The organism is Streptomyces sp. NPDC056061, from assembly GCF_042266885.1.
Lineage (GTDB): Bacteria > Actinomycetota > Actinomycetes > Streptomycetales > Streptomycetaceae > Streptomyces.
The window spans coordinates 1-24,818 of sequence record NZ_JBHJWQ010000004.1; the positions used below are offsets into that span (position 1 = coordinate 1).

At 73.0% G+C, this 24,818-nt stretch carries 21 protein-coding genes; 6 read left to right on the plus strand and 15 right to left on the minus strand.

The features are described 5' to 3' along the window. Positions 1–1,322: heavy metal translocating P-type ATPase (locus ACFC79_RS08100; protein WP_376236721.1), on the minus strand; the 1,322-nt coding region annotated here is incomplete at its 3' end. A 246-nt stretch (positions 1,323–1,568) separates the two neighbouring features. Here ACFC79_RS08100 and ACFC79_RS08105 point away from each other — a divergent pair. Continuing rightward, positions 1,569–2,258, plus strand: coding sequence for a copper homeostasis protein CutC (locus tag ACFC79_RS08105; protein WP_376236723.1), 690 nt, complete (start codon positions 1,569–1,571; stop codon positions 2,256–2,258). A 248-nt stretch (positions 2,259–2,506) separates the two neighbouring features. Here the strand turns inward: ACFC79_RS08105 and ACFC79_RS08110 are convergent, their stop codons facing one another. Then, positions 2,507–4,579, minus strand: coding sequence for a HelD family protein (locus ACFC79_RS08110; protein ID WP_376236726.1), 2,073 nt, complete (start codon positions 4,577–4,579; stop codon positions 2,507–2,509). A 536-nt stretch (positions 4,580–5,115) separates the two neighbouring features. Between ACFC79_RS08110 and ACFC79_RS08115 the strand changes: the two genes are divergently transcribed. After that, positions 5,116–5,307, plus strand: coding sequence for a hypothetical protein (locus ACFC79_RS08115; RefSeq protein ID WP_376236729.1), 192 nt, complete (start codon positions 5,116–5,118; stop codon positions 5,305–5,307). 139 nt (positions 5,308–5,446) lie between these two features. On the opposite strand, the gene ACFC79_RS08120 is transcribed toward ACFC79_RS08115, so the two are convergent. Next, positions 5,447–7,090, minus strand: coding sequence for a DNA repair helicase XPB (locus ACFC79_RS08120; protein ID WP_376236732.1), 1,644 nt, complete (start codon positions 7,088–7,090; stop codon positions 5,447–5,449). Between the two features lie 224 nt (positions 7,091–7,314). Here ACFC79_RS08120 and ACFC79_RS08125 point away from each other — a divergent pair, with 224 nt between their 5' ends. Then, the gene (locus ACFC79_RS08125; RefSeq protein WP_376236734.1) at positions 7,315–8,208 is read left to right on the plus strand and encodes a hypothetical protein; all 894 of its coding nucleotides are present in this window, start codon (positions 7,315–7,317) and stop codon (positions 8,206–8,208) included. Positions 8,209–8,230: 22 nt separating this feature from the next. Here ACFC79_RS08125 and ACFC79_RS08130 read toward each other — a convergent pair whose 3' ends face one another. From ACFC79_RS08130 to ACFC79_RS08140, 3 genes are all read right to left on the minus strand, one after another. Beyond that, positions 8,231–9,493: an MFS transporter gene (locus ACFC79_RS08130; protein ID WP_376236737.1), complete on the minus strand. Its 1,263-nt coding sequence runs from the start codon at positions 9,491–9,493 to the stop codon at positions 8,231–8,233. A 110-nt stretch (positions 9,494–9,603) separates the two neighbouring features. Next, positions 9,604–10,236: a TetR/AcrR family transcriptional regulator gene (locus ACFC79_RS08135; RefSeq protein WP_376236739.1), complete on the minus strand. Its 633-nt coding sequence runs from the start codon at positions 10,234–10,236 to the stop codon at positions 9,604–9,606. Between the two features lie 165 nt (positions 10,237–10,401). Beyond that, entirely contained in the window at positions 10,402–12,906 is a 2,505-nt protein-coding gene (locus tag ACFC79_RS08140; RefSeq protein ID WP_376236741.1) for a helicase C-terminal domain-containing protein, read from the minus strand. Between the two features lie 268 nt (positions 12,907–13,174). Between ACFC79_RS08140 and ACFC79_RS08145 the strand changes: the two genes are divergently transcribed. Beyond that, the gene (locus tag ACFC79_RS08145; protein WP_376236743.1) at positions 13,175–14,500 is read left to right on the plus strand and encodes a hypothetical protein; all 1,326 of its coding nucleotides are present in this window, start codon (positions 13,175–13,177) and stop codon (positions 14,498–14,500) included. 255 nt (positions 14,501–14,755) lie between these two features. On the opposite strand, the gene ACFC79_RS08150 is transcribed toward ACFC79_RS08145, so the two are convergent. From ACFC79_RS08150 to ACFC79_RS08165, 4 genes are all read right to left on the minus strand, one after another. Continuing rightward, entirely contained in the window at positions 14,756–15,721 is a 966-nt protein-coding gene (locus ACFC79_RS08150; protein ID WP_376236745.1) for an ABC transporter substrate-binding protein, read from the minus strand. 151 nt (positions 15,722–15,872) lie between these two features. Beyond that, positions 15,873–16,766 (minus strand): ABC transporter ATP-binding protein, encoded by an 894-nt coding sequence (locus ACFC79_RS08155; RefSeq protein ID WP_376236747.1) that lies wholly within the window; start codon positions 16,764–16,766, stop codon positions 15,873–15,875. Next, a complete protein-coding gene (locus ACFC79_RS08160; RefSeq protein ID WP_376236749.1) occupies positions 16,763–17,881 on the minus strand; it encodes a FecCD family ABC transporter permease in 1,119 nt (372 codons plus the stop codon). Before ACFC79_RS08160 ends, ACFC79_RS08155 begins: the two co-directional genes overlap by 4 nt. Continuing rightward, the gene (locus ACFC79_RS08165; RefSeq protein WP_376236751.1) at positions 17,878–18,888 is read right to left on the minus strand and encodes a FecCD family ABC transporter permease; all 1,011 of its coding nucleotides are present in this window, start codon (positions 18,886–18,888) and stop codon (positions 17,878–17,880) included. Before ACFC79_RS08165 ends, ACFC79_RS08160 begins: the two co-directional genes overlap by 4 nt. 328 nt (positions 18,889–19,216) lie before the next feature. On the opposite strand from ACFC79_RS08165, the gene ACFC79_RS08170 reads away from it, so the two are divergent. Further along, the gene (locus tag ACFC79_RS08170; RefSeq protein ID WP_376236754.1) at positions 19,217–19,855 is read left to right on the plus strand and encodes an HAD family hydrolase; all 639 of its coding nucleotides are present in this window, start codon (positions 19,217–19,219) and stop codon (positions 19,853–19,855) included. Between the two features lie 237 nt (positions 19,856–20,092). Here the strand turns inward: ACFC79_RS08170 and ACFC79_RS08175 are convergent, their stop codons facing one another. Beyond that, positions 20,093–20,317: a hypothetical protein gene (locus tag ACFC79_RS08175; protein ID WP_376236756.1), complete on the minus strand. Its 225-nt coding sequence runs from the start codon at positions 20,315–20,317 to the stop codon at positions 20,093–20,095. Positions 20,318–20,523: 206 nt separating this feature from the next. Here ACFC79_RS08175 and ACFC79_RS08180 point away from each other — a divergent pair, with 206 nt between their 5' ends. Next, positions 20,524–20,907, plus strand: a complete 384-nt coding sequence (locus tag ACFC79_RS08180; protein ID WP_376236759.1) for a cold-shock protein — start codon at positions 20,524–20,526, stop codon at positions 20,905–20,907. Between the two features lie 58 nt (positions 20,908–20,965). On the opposite strand, the gene ACFC79_RS08185 is transcribed toward ACFC79_RS08180, so the two are convergent. The 4 genes from ACFC79_RS08185 to ACFC79_RS08200 are packed head-to-tail and all read right to left on the minus strand — an operon-like array spanning position 20,966 to position 24,510. Continuing rightward, positions 20,966–21,823: a 1,4-dihydroxy-6-naphthoate synthase gene (locus ACFC79_RS08185; protein ID WP_376236761.1), complete on the minus strand. Its 858-nt coding sequence runs from the start codon at positions 21,821–21,823 to the stop codon at positions 20,966–20,968. Further along, positions 21,804–22,550: a futalosine hydrolase gene (locus ACFC79_RS08190; protein WP_376236763.1), complete on the minus strand. Its 747-nt coding sequence runs from the start codon at positions 22,548–22,550 to the stop codon at positions 21,804–21,806. Before ACFC79_RS08190 ends, ACFC79_RS08185 begins: the two co-directional genes overlap by 20 nt. A 46-nt stretch (positions 22,551–22,596) precedes the next feature. Continuing rightward, entirely contained in the window at positions 22,597–23,076 is a 480-nt protein-coding gene (locus ACFC79_RS08195; protein WP_376236765.1) for a DUF2771 domain-containing protein, read from the minus strand. Positions 23,077–23,103: 27 nt separating this feature from the next. Next, positions 23,104–24,510 carry an MFS transporter gene (locus ACFC79_RS08200; RefSeq protein WP_376236767.1) on the minus strand — a complete coding sequence of 469 codons (1,407 nt, stop codon included), beginning with the start codon at positions 24,508–24,510 and terminating at the stop codon, positions 23,104–23,106. Between the last annotated feature and the right edge of the window lie 308 nt (positions 24,511–24,818).

Genomic DNA, 24,818 nt, shown 5'->3' on the forward strand with positions numbered 1-24,818 from the left:
TTGATGAGGATGCCGAGCTGGGCGCCGCGTCCGGTGCCGACCATGAGGGCGGTCGGGGTGGCGAGGCCGAGGGCGCAGGGGCAGGCGATGATCAGAACGGCCACGGCGGCGGTGAACGCCGCCGTCAGGCCCGCGCCGTTGCCGAGCCAGAAGCCGAGCGTGCCGAGTGCGAGTGCGATGACGACCGGGACGAAGACGGCGGAGATCCGGTCGGCGAGGCGCTGGGCCGCCGCCTTGCCGTTCTGCGCGTCCTCGACGAGCTTCGCCATCCGGGCGAGCTGGGTGTCGGCGCCGATCCGGGTCGCCTCGACGACCAGCCGGCCGCCCGCGTTGAGCGTGGCGCCCGTGACCGAGTCGCCGAGACCGACCTCCACCGGAACGGACTCGCCGGTCAGCATTGACGCGTCCACGGCGGACGCGCCCTCCACGACCGTCCCGTCGGTGGCGATCTTCTCGCCGGGCCGGACCAGGAACCGGTCCCCGACCCGCAGTTCGGCCGTCGGCACGGTCTCCTCACGGCCGCCGCGCAGCACGGTCACTTCCTTGGCGCCGAGTTCGAGCAGCGCCCTGAGGGCCGCACCGGCCTTCCGCTTGGAACGGGCCTCGAAGTAGCGCCCGGCCAGGATGAAGGCGGTCACCCCGGCGGCGGCCTCCAGGTAGATGTTCCCGGCGCCGTCGCTGCGGCCGATGGTCAGCTCGAAGGGGTGCGTCATGCCGGTCATCCCGGCGGTGCCGAAGAACAGCGCCCACACCGACCACAGGAACGCGGCCGAGGTGCCGACCGAGATCAGCGTGTCCATGGTCGCGGCCCCGTGCCGGGCGTTGGTCCAGGCGGCCCGGTGGAACGGCCAGGCGGCATACGTGACGACGGGGGCCGTCAGGGTCAGGGCGAGCCACTGCCAGTAGTCGAACTGGAGCGCCGGGATCATCGACAGGGCGATCACCGGCACGGCGAGCACGACGGCAGTGGTCAGGCGCTGCCGCAGGGTCCGCAGCTCGTCCGGCTCCGGGGCCTCGCCGCCTCCGTCCGCCGCCCCGTGCTCCGCGGGGGCCGGGGGAGCGGGCTCGTGCGCGGTGTACCCGGTCTTCTCGACGGTGGCGATCAGGTCCTGCACCGAGACGTCCTCGCCCCGGTAGCTGACCTTCGCCTTCTCGGTCGCATAGTTGACGGTGGCCTCGACACCGTCCATCCGGTTGAGCTTCTTCTCGATGCGGGCCGCGCAGGAGGCGCAGGTCATCCCGCCGATGGCGAGCTCGACCTCTGCGGTGGCGCCGGCGGCCGTGCCGGAACCGGTTCCGGTGGTGGCGGTGTGCGCGGACACGATGTCCTCCCTGACGAGACCTTCATACCCCTGGGGGGTATCACTTGTGGGTTCAGGTATACCCCCCACCCCTATAAAACGCAAGGGTGGAATGATCGAGTGGGCCCGGAGTGTGTGCGTCCGGAGGGTGGGTGCGGGTGACCTCACGCATCTTCGCTTCGCATTCCGGCTGCGTATGCGGTTGCTCGCCCCGTAGTCTGGTCATTGGACTAGACCTATTGCCGCTTCCTGGAGGATTGGGATCCGATGAGCAACCGTGCAGTCCTGGAGGTGATCGCTCTCGACGCGGAGGACGCGGTCGCTGCCCAGGCGGGTGGTGCGGACCGGCTTGAGCTGGTCACCGACATGGCGGCGGACGGCCTGACCCCGTCCTGCGCGACTTTCGCGGAAATCCGGTCGGCGGTGGACATCCCGCTGCGGGTGATGATCAGACTGGCGGACGGCTTCGCCGCCGGTGACGTCGATGTCCTCGTGGCCAGGACGCACGAGCTGCGGGCGGCGGGCGCCGATGAGTTCGTCCTCGGCTTCCTCGATGCCGATGGCTGCCCGGACCTGGTGGCCGTCGAACGGCTCGTCGCCGAACTGGACGGCTGTCACTGGACCTTCCACCGGGCGATCGACCGGGCCGCCGACCGGGACGCCCTGCGCAAGCAACTTGCCGACCTGCCCGGCCTGGACACCTACCTCACGGCGGGCTCCCCGAAGGGTGTCGACGACGGCATTCCGACCCTGGTCGCCGAGGCGGCGCGCAAGGGCGAACCCGGGTACGAACCGCAGATCCTGGTGGGTGGCGGCCTCCGCCTGGAACACCTGCCGGACCTGCTCGCCGCCGGCATCGACGCGGTGCACATCGGCGGCGCGGCCCGCCCGCACGGCTGGTCGGGCCCGGTGGACGCGGCGGCGGTACGGGAGTGGCGGACGGTGCTGGACGCCTGACCGGCCTCCGCCGCGCACCCGTTCCCAACCGCTCGTGATCCATGCCGGAACGGCGCGGCGGGCGAGACCGCTGCCCGCCGCGCCGCTCCGGCGGTACCTCCGTACGAGTCGGCCGCTGCCCGCCGCGCCGCTCCGGCGGAATCCCCGTGTCCGTTGTCTGCCGCGCCGCTCCGGTGGCGCCTCCGTACGAGCAGGCCGGGCAGCCGCGCCGCGCCCGCGGAATCCCGCCGCCCGCCGCCGGTCCTCGCCTACACCAGCGCGTCCGGCATCTCTGCCGCGTGCACCACCGTCAGCCCCGACACCGCACGCGTCAGCGCCACGTACAACCGACGCAGCCCCGTGCGCTCGTCCGGTTCGCCGTCCACCACCGCGGCAGGCTCGTCCAGCACCACGTAGTCGTACTCCAGGCCCTTCGCCAGCGACGCCGGAACCAGCGTCAGCCGGGACTCGGCCGTCGTCTCCTCACCGGGGGAGAGATACGAGTGGCCCGCAGCCGTCAGCGCCTCCGCCAGCGCCGGCACGCGCGCGTCGGCCGCGATCAGCCCGATCGACCCCTCGCGGGTGAGCGACTCCTCGCACGCCGCCAGCACCGCCGCGTCGAGCTCCTCCGGACCGGCCACCGGCCGCACCTCCAGCGAACCCGGCGACTCACGCACCGACTCCACCGCCGCGAGCCCCGGCGAGATCGACGGCAGCAGCCTCGACGCGTACGCGATCACCTCGCGCGGCACACGGAAGCCCGCCGTCAACTCCTCCACCACCGCGTCCGGCTTGCCCAGATGGTGGAGCGCCTGCGCCCAGCTCTCCGTCGACCACGGTGTCGTGCCCTGCGCGAGGTCCCCCAGCACCGTCGCCGAGCCCGTCGTGCAGCGGCGGCCCACCGCCCGGTACTGCATCGGCGACAGGTCCTGCGCCTCGTCCAGCACCACATGGCCGAGCGAGTGGGTCCGCGCCACCAGGTCGCTCGCCTCGTCGATCAGCACCGCGTCCGCCACCGACCACTTCGCCGACTTCACGCTCCGGGCCGGCTTCGCCCACAACGCCGCCTTCTGCTCGTCCTCGGTGAGCAGTCCGTCCGCGTGGGCGGCCAGGAACTCCGCGTCCGACAGCAGCCGCAGCACCAGCTTCGCCGGATCGATGGCCGGCCAGATCGCCTTCACCGCCGCCTTCACCGCCGGGTTGCGGGCCACCGCGTTCTGCACCCGGTCGTCGGGCGCCTCGCCCGCCTCCTCCATCCGGACCAGCACGGCGTGCGCGATGCGCTGCGGAAGTGCCTCGTGTGCGGCCCCGTACCGCATGTCACGCGCCAGCAGCTCGGTGACCATCTCCTCCAGCTCGTACGCGGGCACCCGCCAGCGGCGCGAGCCGCGGACCACCACGACCGGCTCCGTCGGCATCGTCACGTGCGAACGGATCGCCCTCCGCAGCACCTCGGCCATCCTGGCGTCGCCCTTGACGACGGCGGCGTCCGCCGCGTCCGTACCGCGCACCTCGATGCCCGCCGTCACCAGGTCGTCGACCGTCGCCTGCTTCACCTCCAGCTCGCCGAGGGCCGGCAGCACCTGCTCGATGTAGTGGAGGAAGGACCGGTTCGGCCCGATGACCAGCGTTCCGGTGCGGGCCAGCCGCTCGCGGTGCGCGTACAGCAGGAACGCGACCCGGTGCAGGCCGACGGCCGTCTTCCCGGTACCGGGTCCTCCCTGCACGCACACCGTCCCGCCGAGCCCGCTGCGGACGATCTCGTCCTGTTCGGGCTGGATGGTCGCGACGATGTCCCGCATCGGGCCCACGCGAGGCCGCTCGATCTCCGCCTGGAGGAGCTTGCTGGTGCGCTCGGCCTCCGCCGGATCGGTGAGGTCCTCGTCCTCGTACGCGGTCAGCTCACCGCCGGTGTAGCCGAAGCGGCGGCGCCTGCCGACGTCCTGCGGATCCTTCTTCGACGCTCGGTAGAACGGCTGCGAGACGGGCGCACGCCAGTCGATGACCATCGGGTCCCCGTCGGCGTCGTGGACGTGCCGACGCCCGATGTAGAACTGTTCCCCCTCCGCGCCCTCGGCCCGGTCGGCACCCACCGCGTGCAGGTAGTCCAGGCGCCCGAAGAAGAGCGGTGTATGGGCGAGGTCCGCGAGGGACTTGATGCGTTCGTCGATCTGCGACCGCAGAACTGCCGCGTTGACCCAGTTCGCGGTGACATCGCGGATGTCGAGGGCCTGGACGTCCTCCCGCATGGCGCGCAACGCCGAGCGGGACGCGGCGAGATGGGCGCGCTCATGGGCCAGCGGATCGGTGGTGGGATCGCTTTCGTGTGCGTGCGCGGGCACGGTCTTGCCTCCGGCTTTCAACACAGGACGACGGACCGTACACCGCCCCCGTCACGGCTCGGGGCGATACGGTCCGCTCGGGGATCGATCACGGGTACGCACGCGGAAGCGCGTACGGATGTCGGCCGGTTTCCGTCCGGTCGGCGGCGCTCCCCCGGCTGCCGGCGACGGCCGGTACCACGGTGCGGGAGGCGGGCAGACCGGCGAGTGTATCGACCGGCCCGGCCCGGGTCCAACGAATAACGAACAACGAGCGACGAGGCGGACGTCCCGCCCCCCAGGACGGGCCCCGGGACGTGCCCCACGTCGCGGTCCCAGGACGTCGCCCCCAGCGTGCGGTCGTCGGGACGTGGTCCCCGGGATACCGCCCCGTCCCCGGGACGTGGCCCCCGTCCCTGAGACATCGTCCCCCCGTCCCGTAGGGGTCGGGTCCGTCGTGAAGAGGACCGCATGGGACCCGAGGGGTACGAACTCCTCCCGCCGGTTCAGCCCGCGGGCCGATGTCCCCGCGGGGCGTCCGCAGCACCATGGAATACATGAGCACCGTCACCCTGAACCCCCGCAGGACCGGCCCCGCGCACGGCGCGAGCGCGGCCACCGGTCACTCCCACGACCACCGCTTCGGCGACACCCTGCGCGCCGTCAAGGTCTTCGCCCGCGCCGCGTTCGGCGTGATCGTCATGGGCGAGTACGCCGAAGAGGCGGGTGTCCGCACCCGCACCCGCTAGACGTCCGCACCCACCAGACGTCCGCACCCACCAGCTGTCCGCGCCCACCGGACATACGTACTCGCTGAACATCCGCACCCGTGGGACATCCGCCCCGTCGGGCGTCCGCGCAGACGTCCGCGCGAACGCCGTACGAGGCTCAGCCGCCGCTCAGCAGCTCATCCGCGTCCACGATCCGGTACGCGTACCCCTGCTCCGCCAGGAACCGCTGGCGGTGCGCCGCGAAGTCCTGGTCGATCGTGTCGCGGGCCACCACCGAGTAGAACCGTGCCTCGTGCCCGTCGGCCTTCGGGCGCAGCACCCGGCCGAGCCGCTGTGCCTCCTCCTGCCGCGAACCGAACGTCCCCGACACCTGGATGGCGACGGTCGCCTCCGGCAGGTCGATCGAGAAGTTCGCGACCTTCGACACCACGAGGACGCTCAGTTCGCCCTCGCGGAACGCGTCGAACAGCTTCTCGCGCTGGGCGTTGCTGGTCTCGCCCTTGATCACCGGGGCGTCCAGATGCTCGCCCAACTCGTCGAGCTGGTCGATGTACTGCCCGATGACCAGGGTCTGTTCGCCCTTGTGCTTGTGCACCAGCGCCTCGGTCACCTTCCGCTTCGTCGCGGTCGTGGCGCAGAATCGGTACTTCTCCTCGGTCTCCGCGGTCGCGTACGCGAGGCGCTCCGAGTCCGTCAGATCGACCCGCACCTCGACGCAGTCGGCGGGCGCGATGTAGCCCTGTGCCTCGATCTCCTTCCACGGGGCGTCGAACCGCTTCGGCCCGATCAGCGAGAAGACGTCCGACTCACGGCCGTCCTCGCGCACGAGCGTCGCGGTGAGCCCGAGCCGCCGCCGGGCCTGGAGATCGGCGGTGAACTTGAACACCGGCGCGGGCAGCAGGTGCACCTCGTCGTAGATCACCAGTCCCCAGTCGCGGGAGTCGAACAGCTCCAGGTGCGGGTAGACGCCCTTGCGGCGGGTCGTCAGCACCTGGTACGTGGCGATGGTGACGGGCCGGATCTCCTTGCGGGTGCCGCTGTACTCGCCGATCTCGTCCTCGGTCAGCGAAGTCCGCTTCACCAGCTCGTGCTTCCACTGCCGGGCCGAGACGGTGTTCGTCACCAGGATCAGTGTGGTCGCCTTGGCCCGAGCCATCGCACCCGCCCCGACCAGCGTCTTCCCCGCACCGCAGGGCAGCACCACGACCCCGGACCCACCGTGCCAGAACCCCTCGACCGCCTGTTCCTGGTACGGCCGCAGTGCCCAGCCGTCCTCGGCGAGCTCGATGGGGTGCGCCTCGCCGTCGACGTAGCCGGCGAGGTCCTCGGCGGGCCAGCCCAGCTTCAGCAGCGTCTGCTTGATCTGCCCGCGCTCCGACGGGTGCACGGCGACCGTGTCCGGGTCGATCCGGGCCCCGACCAGTGGCTGGATCTTCTTCGACCGGAGCACCTCCTCCAGCACCGGGCGGTCGGTGGACGTCAGCACCAGGCCGTGCACCGGGTGCTTGGAGAGGGTGAGGCGGCCGTACCGGGCCATCGTCTCGGCGATGTCGACGAGCAGCGCGTGCGGAACGGGGTAGCGCGAGTACTGCACGAGTGCGTCGACTACCTGCTCGGCGTCGTGCCCCGCGGCCCGCGCGTTCCACAGCCCGAGCGGCGTCAGCCGGTAGGTGTGGATGTGCTCGGGCGCGCGCTCCAATTCGGCGAACGGCGCGATGGCGCGACGGCAGGCGTCGGCGAGGCCGTGGTCGACCTCGAGGAGCAATGTCTTGTCGCTTTGGACGATGAGGGGTCCGGTCACGCGTGTCGGCCCTTTCTGCTGCGGGGACGGCCGTGGACGGCCGGGACTGGCCAATCGTCCAGTGTGCCGCATGCGCGGGCGCGGTGCGTAAGTCGTGCGCCACCGGGGCCGCGCGGCCACCGGGAGGCCGGGGCACAGGTGGCCGGTACTGGGGGGCCGGTACCGGCCGGCTGGTACAAAGAGGCGGTGCGCCGACGGACGGTCGGCCTCGGGGGAGGAGCCACGTGTCCCAGCAGCCCGGTGACCGGCCGCAGCAGCCGTTCGGCCACGCCTCGCCTCCCCCGCCGCCGTCGGCCCCTCCGGCAACGCCGCCGCAGCCCGGTCACGGTCGGCCGCAGGCGCCGCCGCCCGGTGTGCCCGTGGCCGGGAACCCGTACGCCCAGCCGGGATACGGGGCCCAGCCGGGCGGTGCGCAGCCGGGACCGGGATACGGGGCGCAGCCTTCGTCGTACGGGGGCCACCCGCCGCAGTACGGTCACCTTCCCGGCGGCCCCGGCCAGATGCCCGGCCAGATGCCCGGTCAGGTCCCGGGGGCCGTGCCGCCGGGGCAGGCGCCCGGCCCGGGGAAGCGGCGTACCGGGATCGTCGTGGCGGCGGCCGTGGTGGCGCTCGCCGTGGTGGCCGGCGGGGTGTGGTTCGTGGTCGACCGGGGCGATGACGCGTCGCCCGTGGCGAAGGAGAGCCCGAGTGCTTCGGCATCCGGCCGGAGCGGGGGCGAGGAGTCGCTCCCGACCGTTCAGCCGCCGCCCGAGGTGTCGGAGACTCCCGACCGCAATCCGTACGTTCCCGAGCCCACCGGGACCGGTCTCCAGGCCGTGTGGAAGGGGCCGAACTCCATCATGCTGGCGCTCGGCGAGGCGTACGTCGACGAGCCCGCCCGGATCAACGCGATCCTCAGCGACGGCCACGGCCTCGAATGCAAGGGGCGCTGGCAGAAGGACGAGAGCGGCGACTTCCTGGAGGTCGGGCTGCTGTGCCGGCAGGACGGGGCCCGGGTCGAGGACAAGGACCGGGTGGGCAATCTCAGCCAGAACGGCGACATGCTGACCGTCAAGTGGAACAAGGGCGCCACGGGCGAGGAGAAGTACACGCGCTTCCGCGACATGGACCCTGCCTGACCGCGGCCCGTGCGGTGGGGCGTCACACCGGCGACAGGGTGTGCTCGTCGGCCTCGTCGGCCTCGTCGGCCTCGTCGGCCTCGTCGCGGTCGCCGCTGCGCAGGTACGAACTGGCGAGAGCGGGCAGGATCGCCGGAATCGCGAGGGCGGCCAGCACGATTCCGAGGACGACGGGTGCGCGGAGCCCATGGGCCGGGATCAGGGCCGATCCGATGGCGGAGCCGAGGATGACCCCGAGAGTGATGAACGACGCGTGGACGGTGTTGACCAGTGGCGTGGTGCTGCCGGCTCGCTGCACCCGTACGGCCATCGCGGGGTTCATCGTCACGCCGACCAGGCCGATGCCGAGCATGAACGCCAGCGCCGTCGGCGGGGCGTCGGTGAAGAGTGCGAACCCGCTGAGGAAGATCACGTTGAGTCCGGTGCCGATCAGCAGTGTCGAGATGGTGTGCCGGTCGGCGAGTCGGGCGACGACCATGTTGCCGACCAGCGTCGCGGCACCGTAGGCGAGCAGCAGCAACGGAACCAGGCCCTCGGAGAAACCGGTGACCTCGGTCAGGATCGGCGTGAAGAAGCTGAACGCGGAGAACGTCGCCCCGATGATCAGGGTGCTGGAGACGAGCGCCAACAGGAACTGCGGCCGACGGAGCACCGCGATTTCATCACGCGGCGATGCCGGTGCTTCTTCGACCGCGCCGGATTCCGCGGGGTTCCGGACGAAGAGGACGGTCAGGATCGCGGCGATCAGGGTGAGCAGGGAGATGGTCCAGAAGGCGGCCTGCCAGCCGAGTCGTCCGCCGACGAACGTCGCCAGTGGCAATCCGAGCAGGGTGCCCAGCATCAGGCCGTTCATCGCGACGCCGTTCGCGCGGCCGCGCATCCGCTCGTCCACCAGCTGTGCGCACATCGACACGGCGATGCCGAAGAACGCCTGCGAGGCGACACCGCTGATGATCCGGGCGACCACCATGACCGGGTAGGAGCTCGCCAGCGCCGCGATGACGTTGCCGATGAGGAAGACGGCGATGATCACCAGCAGCGCGGTCTTCGGCGGTACCCGCAGCAGGAACATGGTCAGGATCGGTCCGCCGACGGTCATCGCGACGGCGAAGATCGTCACCAGGTAGCCGATCTGCTCGATCCCCGTGCCGAGGCCCTCGGCCAGTTGCGGCATGAGGCCGGCGACCGCGAACTCGCTCGTCACCATCGCGAAAATGCCCGCAGCGAGGACGTAGACGGAGAGGGGTATCGCCCTGGCCGAAGCGTGCGTGGTTGTCGAGGTCATGCCTGTTCTTTCTGTGATTGAGAATCCAAAACGAAGCCGCGCGAAAGCCCCGCGCCGGGGTTCGGGGCGAACGTCGCCTGTTGCGGTGCTGGGTGCTGTCCCGTCAGGGACTACGGGGCGGGCCTATTGCCCCCGGGGTGTTGGTTCAGGAGTCCGTGAAGTCCGGCGAGGGCGATCCGGTGCAGCGTCTCGGCGTCCACGCCGGCCTGCGCGGTGACCCGCAGGCCCGAGATGACGGTGCTGACCAGCAGCGCGCCGTCGTCCGGATCGATGTCCGGGGAGACGCTTCCGTCGAGTTGCCCGGCGCGGATCGCCTCGGCCAGCAGGGAGGTCCGCTCGCGCAGGTCGCGTTCGAGGATGCGCGCGATGCGTTCATCTCGCTCGCGCAGGTCGGGGTTCATGAAACTGTGCACGACCATGCAGCCGGCCGCATGTCCGGCCTCGGCGGCAGCGTGTTCCTCGCCGACGACGACGTCGATCAGTGTCCGGAGCCGCTGGGCGCCGCGGACTTCGGCATCGGTGAGGATCGTCACCTGGAGCTCTCGGATCGTGCGGGCGTAGTGCTCCAGCGAGCGCACGAAGAGCTCGTCCTTGGAGATGAAGGTGTTGTAGAGGCTGCTGCGCCGCACACCCGCTGCTTCGCAGAGCTGCTCGGTCGAGGTGTCGGCGAACCCGTGCACCCGGAACTCGCCCGCCGCGGCATCGAGCACCGCGGTCTCGTCGAATGCGCGTGGTCTACCCATGCGAGGAACCGTAGCATGTTCTGTACTTCGAGATACAAAACAGATCGGGGCGGGTCCCCGGCCGCCGTGTCCGGCCGCCCTCACCGGTCATCCCGGATCGGCCCGGGGCGGTGAACGGCTTTCCGGTCGTCGGGGAACCCGGTTCGGGCCGCTCGGCCCGCCCGGTCACGGCGTGGCGTCGTCCGCGAGTTCCGCGACGCCCGTGATGCGGTGCAGCGGGTAGGTGCGGACGCCGTCCGCGGTGTGGTCGTAGGCCGTGACGAAACCGCCCTCGACCTTCACCGGGGCGATGACGTGCTGGCTGGCCGCGCCGTCCGCGTTGACGTAACCGATCCAGAGCACCGTGCCGGTCATCGCCGCGGCCTGGACGGTGGCGAGGGTCTCGGCGGCGGAGGTCCGGGGCAGGGCGCCGGGCGGGGCGGGGGAGTCGGCGGAGCCGTGGTCGGGGTCCTTGCGGGCGACGGTGGCGGCGGCGTCACCGGCCCGGATCGCCCGGATCGCCGCGCCGAGCAGGGTGGCGTCGGGGACCGGCGGGCCCTCGGGCACGGGGGCGGGGGGTGTGCGGGGCGGGGTGCGGTGGGCGCCCGCCCGGGTGATCAGGACGTCGCCCTCGGCGGACTCGGCTGCGGGCGCGTACCCCATCTCGCGCAGCCCTTCGAGCAGGGACGCCGGGTCGACCTGGGCGGCCAGGACCGTGGGGGCCAGGCGGCGCAGGCGCAGGCCGGCCGCGCGCCGGTCGGCGAGGATCTCGTTCAGCACGGCCTCGTCGTCGCAGCGCACGTACGACGAGGCGGCGCCGATCCGCAGGTGGCCGTGGCGGCGGGCCACGTCGTCGATGAGGTAGCTGAGCGGCTGCGGGACGGGCGTGCGGCTGTGCGCGGCGAGAAACGCGTGCAGGTCGGCCGCCGACTGCCCGGCGTCCAGGGCGCGGCGCACGGACCCGGGCGTGAAGCGATAGACCGTGGCGCCGCCCTTCGACTCGATGTCCGCGAGCACGGAGAGCATCTCGGCAAGGGGGCGTTCCAGCGGCCCGGGTGCGACGGCCGTCAGGTCGGCCTGGAGCAGGACGTGGTCCAGCGGTTCCGGGATCAGCGGCGCGAGCCGGGCGGCGGCCTCGGCGGGTCCGGAGTCGAGCAGGGCGCGGGTGTGCGCGGCGAGGGCGCCGCGGCCGGTGATGCCGAGGAGTTCCGACTCGCTCAGCGTCCACAGGGCGATCCGGGACCGCAGATCCGCCGTGTCCCCGGCGGAGGCGTACGGCCCCGACGCGTCCGCTCCCGGTGCGGCGGCGGAGGCGCTGCGCAGCGGGCGCTCCCAGCGGAGCCGGGCGAGCAGGCTCTCCGGGGTGGGGACGGTGCCCGGTTCCAGGGCGGCGAGGAGGGCGAGGACCCGGTGGCGCACCTCGGGCGCGGCGGATCGGTCGAGGCCGGGGCCGAGGACGGACATCACCCGCCCCTTGGCGTCCTGCCCGCCGACCAGACCGGAGGTGCGGGTGGCGGCCAGCCAGGCGGTGGCGAGGCTCGCCCACCGTTCCTCGGCGGGGAGTTCGGCCCACTCGTCGTAGGCGGGCGTCGGCGCGTACCGTTCGTCGGCCGCGCCGTCGGAGGCCACCAGTCCGGCGGCGTGGGCGAGTTCGGTCCAGAACGCGGCGACCGGTTCGGGGACGTCGAGGGCGACAGCGGTCCGCTTCAGGTCGCGGACACCGATGCCACCGGCCCGCAGTGTCGCGGGGCCGCCGCCGTTCCAGCCCTTCAGCAGCTCCTCGACGGTCGTCACCGCGAGGAGCGCCTGGCCGGCCGCGGCGCCGTCCACAGCCTGTGGATCGCGTTCCGCGAGCACGTCGAGGACGGGCGGCAGCGGCTCCGGCACCCGGTGGGCGCGTCCGGCCCGCAGATGCAGGGCGGCCTCCCGGGGCAGCACCACGGTGCGCGCCGACACCGGCAGCAGCAGCCCCCGGTCGCGCAGCCATCGCACGGGCGGGGCGGGGTTCGGGGTCACTTCCCCGTACGGCGGACCCCACACCAGCCGGTCCAGTACGGACAGCGCCTCGGCGGGGGCGGAGTCCAGCAGTTCGGCCATCGCGGTCCGGTCGGTGAACAGCCCGGTCAGGGACGCCACGGCGGAGACCGGGTCGTGGGTGGCGGGCAGTCCGGCGGCCGTCAGGATCTCCTGGAGGCGGCCCGGCGACATCCCGGCGGTCGCCTCCGCGACGGTCGGGCCCAGACCGGTGGGGGAGGGGCGTTGCGGCGACGGGGCGAGCAGTTCGCGCGCGGTGCGCACCAGCCGCAGCCGGTCGTCCTCGCCCCAGACGAGGGCCTGTTCGCGCAGCGTGTCCAGAGCCGCGGGCAGGGCGTCCGTGATCGCGCCGTCCGTGTCGTCGCGGTGCGCGCCGTCGTCGTGGCCGTCGCCGGTGAGCAGGCCGAGCAACGTCTCGTACGGGGCGGGGTCGGGGGCCACGGCGAGTGCCTCGGCGGTCTGCAGGGCGAACCGGTCGAGGTGTTCCAGCGCCCGTATGACGGAGGCACGGGTGCCGGCCCGGGTGGCGAGCTGGGTGATGTCGTTGGGCACGGGGGTGAGGAGATCGGGGCGGGCATGCAGCAGTGCCGCCAGCGATTCGTCGTCCCGGGCGCGGAGGGCTTCGGCGAGCGTCCGCGGTGGTGTGGTCATCCCCATCCGTCCCACCGTAGTCGGTGTCCTTCCCGGGGCAGCCGCTTCGGACGGGTCTTCTCGGGGGCGGTCGCTCCGGACGGGTTCGCGTGGGGCGGCGCCGTCCCCGATCTCTCGCCCGCCACGACGCGGCCGCCTGTGGCGCGTTGCGAGGGGCGGGGGGCTTGCGGTGGGTTCGAGAGGGTGGGGCGCTTGCGGCGCGTTGCGAGGGGCGGTCGCTCCGGACGGGCACGGGCGCTACCTTCGGTGCAGGGCGGTAGAGGGGAACCAGCGCGTGGGGATCGAGAGCGACCAGCTCGTCTACGACTATCTGAGCCGGGTCGGGGACCTGGCCCAGCAGCAACAACTGTCCTCGGCCGAGCGGATGAGGCTCGTGTCGACGCTCCGGGGCGAGATCGACCGGCAGCGGCAGGAGCAGTCGGCCCACACCCCGGCGGCGGTCCGCCGCATCATCGGGCGACTCGGGACGCCGGACGAACAGGTTGCCGCGGCCGCCGTGTCGGGGGTGCGGGCGGGAGAGGACGCCGGAGCGGTGGAGCCGCCGCGACGGCCGGAACGCGCCGCCCCGCAGCGGCGCGACATGCCCGTCCCGCGCGAGGCGCTCAAGGGGCTGCTGCGGAAGTCCGGTTCCGGCAAGGGCGCGCCGGATGCGGATAGGGGTGCCGGTGCGGGGGCGGGCGGTGGTGCGGACGAGCGGACGGGACGCCCCGCCGGTCCCGATCGCCTCGCCGGTCCCGAACGCCCTGCCGGTCCCGAACGCCCTGCCGGTCCCGATCGCCCTGCCGGTCCCGATCGCCCTGCCGGTCCCGAACGGCCCGGCGACTACGAGGGGTCCGACGGTACCGAGCGTGCTGAGGGCCCCGAGTACCCGGCGGATGCGGGGGTTCCGAGCACGCCCGGACCGGCCGCCGGGAGCGGTGCCCTGCCACCCCACATGGCCGGTTCCGACGAACTGGGACCGTCCGGCGACGAACCCGACTGGTGGCAGGTCGAGGCGGAACCGCTCGGAGTGGGCGTAGACGTGCCGGGGTTCACCGGTGGCGTCGAGGTCCCGGACATGATGCGGCCGCCGTCGGCCGGGGGCACCGTTCCGCGCCCGCGCACGGCGGAGGACGAACAGCCGGACACCGACGAGGACGAGGCTGTCGAGACCGGTCCCGACGAGGCGGCGCGACGGCGCCGTCGGCTCCCGGGGCTGCGCCGCCGGACCCCGCGCGACGAGGCCGGGGGGAAGGACGGCGAGGGGGCGGGGGCGTCACGGCGTCGGTTCTCCCACCCGCTGCTGCTGCTCGCCGCGGCACTGCTGGTCGCCGGGGTGGTGCTGGGGTCCTGGCCGGCGCTGGCGGTCGGCTGGCTGCTCGCGTACGGCTCGCGCACGTTGTCCCGCCGCGAGGCGAAGTGGGCGGCGATGGGGCTGCCGGGCGTGGTCGGGGCGGGGGCCCTCGTCTGGCTCTGGGGCAGGATCGACGGCCGGTGGGGCGAGCCGATCGGCGACGGACAGATGGGAGAGGCGCTCGGCCAGATGTGGCCGTGGGTGGTGCGGGGGGCGGCCCTCGCCTCCGCGCTCTACCTGGTGTGGCGAGCGCGGAGGCCGCGGTGAGGACTGCGCGGGCGGCGTCGACGGGTGCGTGGAGGCCGCGGTGAGGGGTGCGTGGGCGGCCTCGACGGGTGCGTGGGGGCCGCGGTGAGGGGTGCGTGGGCGGCATCGACGGGTGCGCGGGCTCCGGTGGCGGGTGCGAGGGTCACGCGGTGACGGCCCGGCGGCGGTCCGTCGGCCGGTCACTGCTCCCGGGGTGTGTCCGGGGCCTGGTGGTCGGCCGGTCACCGTCCTCGGGGTTGCGCGGGGGCTCGGCCGTCAGCCGGTCATCTTCGCCCGGAACTCGTCCAGGATCTCGTCCGCGGCGGTGTAGCCGATGCCCGCGATCCACAGCCGGTCGTCGACCTTGAAGACCTTTCCGGTCTTCGACGCCCTGAGCCCCTTCCACAGACCGCCGTTCATGGTCTTCGTCGTACCCGCCTTCGCCGGGTCCCCGTACGTCGACGTGAAGATGACGTCCGCGTCCGCGAGGTCGATCTTCTCGGCGGACACGTCGTACGAGAAGCCGTCCTTGGCCTTGTCGGTGATCGCGGGGCGGCCCATGCCGAGGTCGGCGAGGATCGAGCCGATGTAGTTCTGCTTGCCGTAGATCCGGATGTCGGCACCCTCGACGAAGCGGACGAAGTTGACCTCCGTGGCGGCGGCCTTCGCCTTCCCGCCGATCGCCTCGGTGACCTTCGCGACGTGGGCGTCGTACGCGGCGACCACCTTCTTCGCCTCGGCCTGCTTGCCGAGCGCCTCCGCGTGCAGCTGGAAGTTCTGCTTCCAGGCGGACCCGGTGGACTCGGTCATCACGGTCGGGGCGATCGCCTTGAGCTGGTCGTAGCGGTCGCCGTCACGGACCTTGCTGGTGAGGATCAGGTCCGGCTTCAGCGAGGCGACGGTCTCCAGGTTGGGGTTGGCGATCTCGCCGACCTCCTTGATGCCCTTCGTCCGGTCCGCGGGCAGATACGCGGGGAAGCCGTCCTCCGACGCCGAGTGCGTCGCGCCGACGGGCCGCACGCCGAGGCTGAGCGCGGAGTCCAGCTCGCCGGTGTCGAGGACCACGACGCGCTTCGGGGCCACGGGGACCTCGACGTCGCCCATCGCGGTCTTGACGGTGTGCGTCTTGGCGGAGCCGGAGCCGGGGGCGTCGTCGTCCGAGGAACCGCAGGCGGAGAGCGCGAGCACGCCGGCCAGGGCGAGTGCGACCGGCGGGAGGGCGCGGCGGGTGAGGGTGGTCAATGGGGTGCCTTTCGTGAGGGAGAGGTGGGGTGCGGGCGGTGCCGCTCCCGTACCGGCCGGGCCGCCGTGCGGGCACCCGGTGCCGTTCCCGCACCGCCCGGCCGCCGCGCGCGGGTATCCGGCAGCAGCGGGGAACGGCACGGGGCGCTGCTCACGGCGTCGGCGCGGCCTGCCAGGGAGCGCCCGGCACCACGAGCGGCGAGCCGGTCACCGGGTCCGGGACGATCACCGCGTCCAGGCCGAAGACCTCGTGCACCAGCTCCGCGGTGACGATGTCCTCCGGGCGGCCCTCGGCGACGATCCGCCCCGCCTTCATCGCGACCAGGTGGTCCGCGTACCGGGCGGCCTGGTTGAGATCGTGGAGCACGGTGACGACGGTCCGGCCGCGGGTGCCGTCCGCCGCAGGGGCGGTGAGCCGCCGCACCAGGTCCAGGACCTCCACCTGGTGCGCGATGTCGAGGTACGTGGTCGGCTCGTCGAGCAGCAGCAGATCGGTCTCCTGGGCGAGTGCCATCGCGATCCAGACCCGCTGCCGCTGACCGCCGGACAGTTCGTCCACCGAGCGGTCGCCCAGCGCGGTGACGTCCGTGCGCTCCATCGCGTCGGTCACCGCCCGTTCGTCCTCCTCCGACCACTGCTGCCACCAGTGCTGATGCGGCTGCCTGCCGCGGGCGACGAGGTCGGAGACGGTGATCGCCTCGGGGGCCACCGGGGTCTGCGGCAGCAGCCCGATGGACTGGGCGATCCGCCGGGTGGGGATCTTCGACAGCTCCGTGCCGTCCAGGAGGACCGCGCCGCCGCTCGGCCGCAGCAGCCGCCCCAGCGCGCGCAGGGTGGTCGACTTGCCGCAGGCGTTCGGGCCGACGATCACGGTGACCCGGCCGTCGGGCACGGCGAGGTCCAGCTCGTGCACGACGGTGCGGTCCTCGTACGCGAGGGTCAGCCCCCGCGCGACGAGTCGGCCGCTCGCGGCCGCCGCTGCGGTGCCGGAGGCGTCGGGCGTGTCGGACGCGTCCGACTTCTCGGACGTACGGGGCGAGCTCATGCGGTACCTCCCTTGCGACCGCGACCGCCGCCGTGACCGCGAATGATCAGCCAGATCAGATACGGGGCGCCTACCGCCGCCGTGAGGACACCCACCGGCAGTTCGGTGGGGGAGAACAGCCTGCGTGCCAGCAGGTCCGCGAAGACCACGATCACCGCGCCCATCAGCGCCGAGCACAGCAGCGGGATCTGCGCGGTGCGGGTCAGCCGACGGGAGATCTGCGGGGCGAGCAGGGCCACGAAGTCGACCGGCCCGGCCGTCCCGGTCGCCACGGACGCCAGCACCACACCGAGGGCGACGAGCCCCAGCCGGACCCGCCCGAGACGCACCCCGAGCGCGGTCGCGGTGTCGTCGTCCAGCGAAACGGTGCGCTGCGCCCGCGCCGCCCACAGCACGGCCGGCAGCAGGACCAGCAGCGTCCAGCCGATCGGGGCGGCCTCGGACCAGCCGCGGCCGTTGAGCGATCCGGTCATCCAGATCTGCGCCTGCTGGGCGACCAGGTAGTCGCCCTTCGTCATGAACAGGGTGGTGACGGACCTCAGGGCGATGGCGAAGCCGATGCCGATCAGCACGAAGCGGGTGGCGTGCAGCCCGCCGCGCCAGGCGAACAGGTAGACCAGCGCCGCCGCGGCCACCCCGCCGACGACGGACAGGTACGGCAGCACGGTGTACGAGGTGATGCCGAACGTCATCGCGCCGACCGTGAGCGCGCTCGCCCCCTGGCTGATGCCGATGATGTCCGGGCTGGCCAGCGGGTTGCGGGCGACGGTCTGGATCAGCGCCCCGGCCACCCCGAACGCGGCGCCGACCAGCAGCCCCACCGTCATCCGCGGCAGCCGCAGCGTGCCCACGACCAGCTCGTCCGGGGACGGCTGCCCCAGGATCACCCTCACGACCTCGCCGGGCGCGACGAAGTTCTCGCCGACGCACAGGTACGCGACGCAGAGTCCGGCCAGCAGCACGACGAGCCCGGCGGCCACCACAGCGGCCCGCCGGTGCAGCAGGAACCGTCCCCGTGCCCCGATCCGCACCACCCGGTACCCACTGGGCCGCACCTTCACCGCCTGCCGCGCGTCCACCGCCCGTTGCGTGTCCGCGGCCTGTTGCGCGTTCATGCGGGCACCGCCTTCCGACGGACCAGCGCGACCAGGAACGGGACACCGATCAGCGCGGTCATCACCCCGGCCGGGACCTCGCTCGGCGGGAAGAGGACACGGCCGACGACGTCCGAGACCAGCAGCATCACGGGCCCGATCAGCGCCGCCATCGGCAGTACCCAGCGGTGGTCGGTGCCGACGACCGCGCGGGCGATGTGCGGGACGGCGAGTCCGATGAACGCGATCGGCCCGGCCGCCGCGACTCCGGCACCGGTCAGCACGGTGGCGCCGACGCCGCCGACGATCCGCACCGTCGCGACCTTCTGCCCGAGCCCCTTCGCGACGTCCTCGCCGAGCGCCAGCGCGTCGAGACCGCGCGCCACCGACAGCACGAGCACGGTGCCGAGCAGCAGGAACGGCCAGATCTGCCCGGCCACCTCGGCCTCCCGCCCGGCGAGCGAACCGACCTGCCAGAAGCGGAACTCGTCGAGTGCGGACGCCTTGGTCGTCAGCACCGCCGTCGTCACCGACACCAGCAGTGCGTTGATCGCGGCCCCGCCCAGGGCGAGCTTCACCGGGGTGGCGCCCCCGCGCCCGCTGGAGGCGATCGCGTACACGGCGACCGACGCGGCCGCCGCCCCGAAGAAGGCGAACCACACGTACCCGGTCAGGGTGTGGACACCGGCGTACGCGATGGCCAGCACCACGCCGACCGACGCACCCTGACTGATGCCGAGGATGCCGGGATCGGCGATGGGGTTGCGGGTGATGCCCTGGAGCGCGGTGCCCGCCAGGGCCAGGGCGGCGCCGACCATGAGCCCGATCACGGTGCGCGGCACCCGCATGCCCCGGACGACCTCGGCGTTCTGGGAGTGCCCGCCGTGCAGCAGGGCGTCGAGCACCTCGGACGGGGGTATCGTGCGGGCCCCCACGGCCAGGCTGAGGAGTACCGCGACCAGCAGCGCGGCAACGGCCGCCGCCGTCACGAGTGCGCGTCTGGTGCGGCGTGGTGCGGCGGCTGACATCGGACCCAATCGGACGGCGAAGCAAAGTTAGGCTTGGCTAAGTCTAAGCATCGGTGTTCCACGGGCCGAGGGGGGCGTACCGGGGAGCACCCGGGAGCGCCCGGGGCACGGGGAGCACCGAACCGCCCCGCGAGCTCCGGGCCCCGCCGGGCCCGACGGCCCATCGCCGGGGTTCCGCGGGCCGTCACCGGGGTTCCGTGCCCTCACCGGGGCCCTGCTGGCTTTCACGGGGTCCTGCGGGCCTTTTCACCGGGCCCCACCGGCCTTCACGGGGTCCGGTGAAACGGCCGCCACCGGGCCGGTGACCGGGGCCGGGACAATGGGGAGCATGCCCGCACACCAGCCCACGCCCCCGCCGACGGCACTGACGGTCGGCTTCGACCTCGACATGACGCTCATCGACTCCCGCCCCGGCATCAAGGCCGCCTACCTGGCGCTCTCCGCCGAGACCGGGACGCCGATCGACACCGACCTGGTGGTGAGCAGGCTCGGCCCGCCCGTCGACGAGGAACTGCGCAACTGGTTCCCGGCCGGGGCGGTGGCCGCCACCGCCGACCGCTACCGGGAGATCTACCCCGCACACGCCATCACGCCGACGCCCGCACTTCCGGGCGCCCGGGAGTCGTTCGCGGCGATCCGCGAACGCGGCGGCCGGACGATCGTGGTCACCGCCAAGCACCGCCCCAGCGCGGAACTCCACCTCATACACCTCGGAATGGAACCCGACGTGCTCGTCGGCAGCCTGTGGGCGGAGGCCAAGGCCCGCGCGCTGCGCGAGCACGGCGCCTCCGTGTACGTGGGCGACCACGTCGGTGACGTGCGCGGCGCCCGTACGGCCGGAGCCCTGTCGGTGGGGGTCACCACGGGCCCCTGCGACGCCGCCGAACTCCGCGCGGCGGGGGCGGACGTCGTCCTCTCCTCCCTGACGGAGTTCCCGTCCTGGCTGAAGACGTACGCGGCGCGTTGAACCCGGGCGGCGCGGTACGGAAGGCGTCGCCGACAACCGATCACCCGCGTTCCACGGCCGAGTGTACGGTCCATGCCGTCGTACCGACCGCGACGACGTGCGTGGTGTCCTTCCTGGCGGAGGGGGTGCGGCCGGACCGGTGATGGGCGTGGTGTTCATCAGGTCGGCGCGCGGCCGTGAACGGCCCGGTGCCCGCCGGTCGGTCGCTGAGCCGCCGTTCCGCCCGCCGCTGACGCGCTACCGCTCCCGCGACCCCGCGCGGGCCGACCGGACCACGCCCGCGGCGGCGATCAGGAAGCCGACGCCCATCAGCATGCACAACGACCACGCGATGGACGGGAGCGGACGCGTGCCGAGGAACAGTGGTGCCATCGTGACCAGTGTGGCCAGTGCACCGACGAAGAAGACGATCGCGCCGAACCGGACCAGCCGGTCACCCGCGCCAGGAGGTGTAGTACTCACCCCGCCAGGGTAGTTCCCGACGGCGGCGGGACCGGCCCGCGGGCGACGGCGGCCGGAGGCATCGTTTCCGGACAGGGTCCGGATGATCAGGCTTGACGGGCGAGGCTCCCCTGGGGAGGCTGCTGCCAGCAGGGGAGCAGCACCACTGGATAGCCTGACCTGCTATGGCTTTGTTCCGGCATACGGGTTGAGATGGGGTGCGTGCTTTGCCGACTGGCAAGGTCAAGTGGTTCAACAGCGAGAAGGGCTTCGGCTTCCTCTCCCGCGACGACGGCGGCGACGTCTTCGTGCACTCCTCCGTGCTCCCCGACGGTGTCGACGCACTCAAGCCCGGCCAGCGGGTCGAATTCGGTGTCGTCGCAGGTCAGCGTGGGGACCAGGCCCTGTCGGTGACGGTCTTGGACCCGACTCCGTCGGTCGCGGCCGCGCAGCGCCGCAAGCCGGACGAACTCGCGTCCATCGTGCAGGACCTGACCACCCTGCTGGAGAACATCACACCGGTGCTGGAGCGGGGGCGCTACCCGGACAAGGCGGCCGGCAAGAAGATCGCCGGCCTGCTGCGCGCGGTCGCCGATCAACTCGACGTGTAGAACCGTTCGCCCGGCGCGGGACCTCCCGGCTTCCGACCGGAGGCCGCCCGCCGGGCTCTCAGACGAAGGACAGCGCGTCCGGCCCGAGGGGCGGTACCAGCCCCTCGGCCGCCGCGCGGGTCAGCAGCCCGCGGATCGCCGCGTAGCCGTCCTCGCCGAGGTCGGCGGTGAACTCGTTGACGTACAGCCCGATGTGCTGGTCCGCCACCGCCGGGTCCATCTCCTGGGCGTGCTCCAGCACGTAGGGGCGTGACGCCGCCGGGTCGTCCCAGGCCATCCGTACCGAGGTGCGCACCGATTCGGCGAGCAGCTTCAGCGTGTCCGCGCCCAGCGACCGCTTCGCGATGATCGCGCCGAGCGGGATCGGCAGCCCGGTCGTGTCCTCCCAGTGCCGGCCCATGTCGGCGAGGTTGTGCAGCCCGTAGTTCCGGTACGTGAAACGGGCCTCGTGGATGACGAGACCGGCGTCCACCTTCCCGTCGCGCACCGCGGGCATGATCTCGTCGAACGGCATGACGACGATCTCGCCGACGCCGCCCGGCACCACCTCCGCCGCCCAGAGCCGGAACAGCAGGTACGCGGTGGAGCGCTCGCTCGGCACGGCGACGGTCCGGCCCGTCAGGTCGGTGCCCGGCTCCCTCGTGAGGACGAGCGGCCCGCAGCCGCGGCCCAGTGCCCCGCCGCACGGCAGCAGCGCGTAAGTGTCGAGCACCCAGGGCAGCACCGCGTAGGAGACCTTCAGGACGTCGCCCTCGCCGCGCTCGGCCATGCCGTTGGTGATGTCGATGTCGGCGAAGGTGACGTCGAGGGCGGGTGCGCCGGGGACCCTTCCGTGCGCCCAGGCGTCGAAGACGAAGGTGTCGTTCGGGCACGGCGAGAACGCGATGTCCAGCGGCTCAGACGTTGTTCCGGTCATGGTGGGGCCAACCTTCCAGTACGGGGACGAGCTTCCCGAACGCCCCGGTGAGTGCGGCCAGCGCGTCACCGATGCGCCAGGCGTCGCGGTCGCGCGGGCCGACGGCGTTCGAGACCGCCCGGATCTCCAGGACCGGGGTGCCGGTCCGTTCGGCGGCCTCGGCCACCCCGAAGCCCTCCATGGCCTCGGCGGCGGCCCGGGGGTGCGCGGCGCGCAGGGCGGCGGCGCGCTCCGCGCTCCCCGTCACGGTGGAGACGGTGAGGATGTCGGCCGCGAGCGCGCCGGTCGCGGCAGCCGCCTCCCGGACCAGCGACCGGGGCGGGAGGTGCACGTCCCGGCCGAAGCCGAGCGCGGTGACGGGCACGAAACCGTCGGGGGTCTGCGCCCCCAGGTCCGCGGCGACGATCCGGTCCGAGACGACGAGCGAGCCGACCGGGGCGGCGGGCGCGAACCCGCCGCCGATCCCGGCCGAGACGACGAGGTCGTACGGGGCGGCGTCCGGACCGGGCCGGTGGGCGGCGGCCAGGCCGAAGGCGGTGGCGGCCGCCGCGGCGGCCGGGCCCGCGCCGCCCGCGAGCACATCGACGAACCCGGCGCCGCCGGGGGCGTCCACCCGGTGGAACCCGGTGCCGGGCGCATGGTGCGAGGACGTGCGCCCCCCGTCCCCGAACGCGCGCGTGACCGCGTCCCGCTCTGCGGGGACAGCGGTCACGACGAGCACACGCACGGGGCGGATCACCGGGTTCGGTTCGGGAGGGCCGGCGGGGGCGGGGTCAGGAGGACTTCTTCAGTTCGAAGTGCCAGATGCCCGTGAGGTTCTTGCCGCTCGTCTCCACGATGCTGACCTGCGTCCTGTCCGTGGTCTCACCGGTCTGGCTGGAGAAGAAGGCGCTGCCCGGGATGGACCGGTAGGTCTTCTTGTACGGCTCCTGCTCGGCCTGCTGGCCGTTGATGAACAGGGTCCAGCCGCGGTCGGCGATCTCCGGGTCGACGCCGAAGCGGACCTTGTCGTCCATCCCGACCTCGACGGACTTCTCCGCCTTCTTGTTGAGGCAGCTCTTGATGTCGGACGCCTTGATGGCCTTGCCGTCGTTGTAGCAGGCCGCCTCGGTGTTCACCGAGTTGCCGCCGACCGTGACGGTCGCGAGCGGCGTCGGCTTGTCGCAGGCGGACAGGACGAGAAGTCCCGCGGACACGGCACCGAGAGCGACGCCGATTCGGCGGCTCCTGCCGGAGAAGAACGCAACGGTCATGGGCCGAAGGCTATCGGTCGCCCCGGCTCACGCCACGCGGGGGTGCGGCGAGCCGTGCCGCGCGGCGCCCAGCAGCCCCCGTACGGACGTGGCGGCACCGAGGGTGAGGATGCCCGCGGCGACCGCCATGCCCAGTACGCCGTTGAGGGGCAGGAGGATGCCGATACCGCCCCCGACCACCCACGCCATCTGGAGCACCGTCTCCGACCGGGCGAACGCCGACGTCCGGACCTCCTCGGGCACGTCGCGCTGGATCACCGCGTCCAGCGAGAGCTTCGACAGGGCCTGTGTCAGGCCCGCCGTCGCACTCAGCACGGCGACCGTGACGGTGCCGAAGAACAGCGCGGCGAGCATGGCGGCCCCCAGCGCCAGGCCCAGCACCGAGGCGGCGATCACCTCCGGGCCGCGGGACCGCAGCCAGGACCCGATCGCGGTGCCGAGCGCGTTGCCGATCCCGGCTGCCACGCCGACGATGCCGAGCGAGACCGCGGCGTTCTGACCGGCCAGCGGCTGGTCGCGCAGCAGGAAGGCCAGGAAGAAGATCAGGAAGCCGGAGAGTGCGCGGTGCGCCGTGTTGGCCCGGAGCCCGTTCAGCACGGACGGGCCCACGGACCGCAGTCCGGGCCGCCTCTCCCCGTTGCCCGCCCGGCCCCACCGCCATCCGTTCCGCTCCGCCCGGGGCGGCGTCGCCCCGGGCGGCGGAACCAGCCGGGCCTTCCGCTCGCCCTTCGCGGAGTCGACCGCGGGCGGCAGCGTGAACGCGAGAGCGGTCCCGCCGACGAAGACCGCGCACGCGCCGTACAGCGGCCAGGCGGGCCCGATGAGCTGGAGCCCCGCCCCGATCGGTGCGGCGACCCCGGTCGCCAGCAGTCCGGCCAGGGTGACCCGGGCGTTCGCCCGCACCAGGGAGATGCGCGGCGGCAGCAGTCGCGGGACCACCGCGCTGCGCACCACCCCGTACGCCTTCGAGCAGACCAGCACGCCCAGCGCGGCCGGATACAGCTCCAGCCCACCCGTGGCGACCGCGCCCGACATGGCGAGCGCCAGCACCGCACGGGTCAGCATCGCCCCGGCCATCGCGGCGCGGCGGCCGTGCGGCAGGCGGTCCAGGAGCGGGCCGATCACGGGCGCGAGGAGGGTGAAGGGGGCCATCGTGACGGCGAGGTAGAGCGCGACCCGGCCGCGCGCCTCGTCCGTCGGCACGGAGAAGAACACCGTCGAGGCCAGCGCCACCGTGATCATCACATCGCCCGCGCCGTTCACGGCGTGCAACTCGATCAGTTTGCCGAGCCCTGACTCTCCGGCGCCGTGGGCATGCGTCGCCCTGCGGATGGATCGCGCGGCGCCGGTGAACGGGGCGCGAAGGGCACGCCCGACCGCCCGGCCCGTCCTGCGGAACGGGCCGGAATCCTGGTGCGACCGGGCGGAAGCCACCCCGTCATAGTGCCCCAGCCGGGGTGGTCACGAACCGGTGTCGGACCGGGGCACGGGCGCACATGGCCCTGTCGGGTCAGTGGCCGGTTGCCGTCGGTCTCCCCCGGTTCCGGACGGGCAGGTGGGCGGGGGACGATGAAGGGGGTAGCGTGCGTAGCGCGCCACCGGCGGTTGTGCTCGGCCGCGCGCCTATCGGCGATCCCGCAGAATGGATGGCAGAAGGTGCGCCCGAGGCAGGCACGACGGGTGCGGACGTCGACGCGGCCCCCAGGTCCGCTCCGCCCGCACCCGCCACGGCCGAAATCGAT